Source organism: Polaribacter sp. (assembly GCF_965656025.1).
In the GTDB taxonomy this organism is placed as follows: domain Bacteria; phylum Bacteroidota; class Bacteroidia; order Flavobacteriales; family Flavobacteriaceae; genus Polaribacter.
In genome coordinates this window covers 33,503-37,094 of record NZ_CBFHJT010000019.1, presented here as the reverse complement: position 1 = coordinate 37,094, position 3,592 = coordinate 33,503, and the positions used below count along the sequence as shown (strand labels likewise).

Genomic DNA, 3,592 nt, shown 5'->3' with positions numbered 1-3,592 from the left:
TCTCCTCTTTTAAAGGTGATGGTTTCATCTGTATTATTATAAACACGTTCTATCCAATTACCTAATAAGAGATTATCTGTATATATTGTTGTTTCTTGGTTTTCCTCACAAGAAAAAAAAGCTACAAGTAGAAACAGTATAATTATTTTTTTAATCATCTTTAAAATTCTTTTTTATAAGATGCAAAAATTAGTAAAAGGTTGCGTGCAATAATGTTATTTTTGTAAAAGTTTATGCAAGAAAAAATATTTAACATACAATCTCAAGAAGAATTTACTAAAATTGCCTTAACAGTTTTTAATCATCAATTTAAAAACAACAAGGTTTATAGGTCTTTTTGCGATTTATTATACAAACATCCTTCAGAAATTACCCAGGTAAAAGACATCCCTTTTTTACCAATTCAATTTTTTAAAAGTAGAAAAGTACTTTCCTCTATAGATGAAATTGATGAAATTTTTACAAGTTCTGGTACAACAGGTAGTGTTACCAGCAAACATTTTGTAACTGATATCAATATTTACAAACAAAGTTACTTCAAAGGATTTGCTCATTTTTATGGCAATGTAGAAGACTATGTTGTATTGGCTCTATTGCCTAATTATTTAGAACGTAAAGGCTCTTCTTTGGTTTTTATGGTAGATGATTTAATAAGAAAATCTAACAATATAGAAAGTGGTTTTTATTTAAATAATTTAGATGAACTAGCAAAAAAAATAATAGAATTAGACAAAAAAGGACAGAAAGTATTGTTAATTGGGGTTTCTTTTGCTTTGTTAGATTTAATAGAGATGGAACAATTTGCCCTAAAAAACACTATAATTATGGAAACTGGTGGTATGAAAGGAAGAAGAAAAGAAATCATTAGACAAGAGTTGCATACAATTTTAAAAAAGGGTTTTTCTGTAGATAAAATTCACTCAGAATATGGCATGACAGAATTATTAAGTCAAGCTTATTCTAAAGGAGATGGAATTTTTGAAACTCCACCTTGGATGCAAATTTTAACCAGAGACACAGAAGATGCTTTAACTATAAATACTACCGAAAAAAATGGAGGTATAAATGTAATAGATTTGGCAAATTACAATTCTTGCTCTTTTATTGCTACACAAGATTTAGGGAAAACTTATAAAAATGGCACTTTTGAAATTGTTGGACGTTTTGACAATTCAGACATTAGAGGCTGTAATTTAATGGTATTATAAAAACAAGAAAAATGAAATTTAAATTAATAGAAGAATTTAAAGAGTTTGCTGTAAAAGGGAACATGATAGATATTGCCATTGGTGTTATTATTGGTACAGCATTTAATAAAGTTGTAAATGTTTTGGTAAAAGAGGTGTTAATGCCTCCATTATCTTTTATGACAGATGGTGGAAACTGGGCAAATAGAAAAATTATTTTAAGAGAAGCTGTTAATAATAATGACACAAAAGGTATCGAAGAAATAGCTATTGGATATGGTAAATTAATAGAAGCAGGTATCGATTTTTTAGTGATTGCTTTTACTGTTTTTTTAGTTGTAAAAGTGATGAATGCTCTTAAAAAGAAAGCAGATGACCCTAAAAACAAAACAATTGCTACACCTAAAAATATAGAATTAATGACTAAAACCAATGAACTATTAGAAAAGCAAAACGCTTATTTGATGAAAGTTTTAGCAGAAAAATAATAGCCAATATGTAAACTTTAAAAATTTTCATCGACAAAGTTAAAAACCAACTAGATGAAAAAATTAACAATTATTTTATTTCTTGTAGTTTATGCAAGTTTAACAGCACAAGATTACAACTTAAAAAAAGGCTACACAGCAGAAGGCTATGATGTTGTTGCCTACTTTTCTAACAAAGCAATAGAAGGTAACAAGAAATTTACTACGACTTACAACAATGTAAAATTTAAGTTTGCTACCAAAGAAAATTTAGAAACTTTTAAAAAAGATCCTCAAAAATATATACCAGCTTATGGTGGCTATTGTGCTTATGCAATTGGGGCAAAAGGTAAAAAAGTATCTATAGACCCAGAAACTTTTGAGATTAGAGACGGTAAATTATACCTCTTTTACAATTCTTGGGGCACCAATACATTAAAAATGTGGCAAGAAGAAGGTGCAGAACAATTAAGAAAAAAGGCAGATGCCAATTGGTTAAAACTCATCAATTAGTACTAGTTGATTTTATATATGCCAAAAGCCCCTTCAAGCAAAAAATGTTTGAAGGGGCTTTTTCTTTAAAGAAACTTAAACTAAGCTACAACTAATAAATAGTATGTTTTTTTACCACGTTGTAACAACACATATTTATCAGCAATTAAATCTTCTTTTGTAATGGTAAAATCTTCTTTTACCTTATCTTTATTTACAGAAATAGCATTTTCTTTTAAGGCTCTTCTAACTTCTCCATTCGATTTTAAAAAGTTTGTTTTTGCAGCTAAAGCTCCAATCATATCCAAACCTTCTGAAACATCATCTTTAGAAACAGTAGCTTGTGGCACACCATCAAAAACATCTAAAAATGTTTGTTCGTCTAAAGATTTTAAATCGCTTGCAGTACTTTTTCCGAATAAAATAGCCGACGCTTTTATTGCATTTTCGTAAGCTTCTTTACCATGTACTAGCAAGGTAACTTCTTCACCTAAACGTTTTTGCAAAATACGTGCATGTGGTGCTTCTTTATGTTCTTCAATTAAAGTATCTATGGTTTCTTTCTCTAAAAAAGTAAATATTTTAATGTATTTTTCTGCATCTTCATCAGAAGTATTTAACCAATATTGGTAAAATTTGTAGGGTGATGTTCTGTTGGCATCTAACCAAACATTTCCTCCTTCAGATTTTCCAAATTTAGAGCCATCAGACTTTGTTATTAATGGACAAGTAATTGCATATCCTTTTCCACCACCAATTCTTCTAATTAATTCTGTTCCTGTAGTTATATTTCCCCATTGATCAGAACCTCCCATTTGTATAGAAGCGTTGTTGTTTTGATACAAATGTAAAAAATCATAACCTTGCACTAATTGATAAGTAAACTCTGTAAAAGACATCCCTTCTTTAGATTCTGACCCAATTCTATTTTTTACAGAATCTTTTGCCATCATATAATTTACAGTAATGTGCTTACCAACATCACGTATAAATTCTAGGAAAGAAAAATCTTTCATCCAATCGTAATTATTAACTAAAACAGCAGCATTTTCAGCATCTGAAGCAAAATCTAAAAAGTGACTTAATTGTGCTTTAATGGCTTCTTGATTATGACGTAATGTTTTTTCGTCTAATAAATTACGTTCTGCAGATTTACCAGAAGGATCTCCAATCATACCAGTAGCACCACCTACCAAAGCAATAGGTTTGTGCCCACATCTTTGAAAGTGTGCCAACAACATAATGGGTACTAAATTACCAATATGCAAAGAGTCTGAAGTTGGATCAAAACCTACATAAGCACTTCTCATGCTTTCCAATAAATGTGCTTCTGTAGTTGGCATGCTATCATGCAACATCCCTCTCCATTGTAATTCTTCTATAAAATTTTTCATCAATAATTAATTGGATTAAACCTTTTGAAATATAAAACTTGTCATTTTGACA

At 29.6% G+C, this 3,592-nt stretch carries 4 protein-coding genes; 3 read left to right on the top strand and 1 reads right to left on the bottom strand.

What is annotated here, in order from left to right:
• The first annotated feature begins 233 nt into the window (after window positions 1–233).
• The 3 genes from ACTG3S_RS05450 to ACTG3S_RS05440 are packed head-to-tail and all read left to right on the top strand — an operon-like array spanning window position 234 to window position 2,167.
• Complete coding sequence (locus ACTG3S_RS05450) at window positions 234–1,208, top strand: LuxE/PaaK family acyltransferase (protein WP_439128355.1); 975 nt, start codon at window positions 234–236, stop codon at window positions 1,206–1,208.
• Between the two features lie 11 nt (window positions 1,209–1,219).
• Entirely contained in the window at window positions 1,220–1,675 is a 456-nt protein-coding gene (gene mscL / locus ACTG3S_RS05445) for a large conductance mechanosensitive channel protein MscL (protein ID WP_439128354.1), read from the top strand.
• Window positions 1,676–1,729: 54 nt separating this feature from the next.
• Entirely contained in the window at window positions 1,730–2,167 is a 438-nt protein-coding gene (locus ACTG3S_RS05440; RefSeq protein WP_439128353.1) for a YHS domain-containing (seleno)protein, read from the top strand.
• An 80-nt stretch (window positions 2,168–2,247) separates the two neighbouring features.
• On the opposite strand, the gene tyrS is transcribed toward ACTG3S_RS05440, so the two are convergent.
• Window positions 2,248–3,540 carry a tyrosine--tRNA ligase gene (tyrS, locus tag ACTG3S_RS05435; protein WP_439128352.1) on the bottom strand — a complete coding sequence of 431 codons (1,293 nt, stop codon included), beginning with the start codon at window positions 3,538–3,540 and terminating at the stop codon, window positions 2,248–2,250.
• Between the last annotated feature and the right edge of the window lie 52 nt (window positions 3,541–3,592).

Coding starts and splice junctions, on each gene's coding strand:
- ACTG3S_RS05450 (WP_439128355.1), top strand. CDS start 234: ATGCAAGAAAAAATATTTAACATACAATCTCAAGAAGAATTTACTAAA.
- mscL (WP_439128354.1), top strand. CDS start 1,220: ATGAAATTTAAATTAATAGAAGAATTTAAAGAGTTTGCTGTAAAAGGG.
- ACTG3S_RS05440 (WP_439128353.1), top strand. CDS start 1,730: ATGAAAAAATTAACAATTATTTTATTTCTTGTAGTTTATGCAAGTTTA.
- tyrS (WP_439128352.1), bottom strand. CDS start 3,540: ATGAAAAATTTTATAGAAGAATTACAATGGAGAGGGATGTTGCATGAT.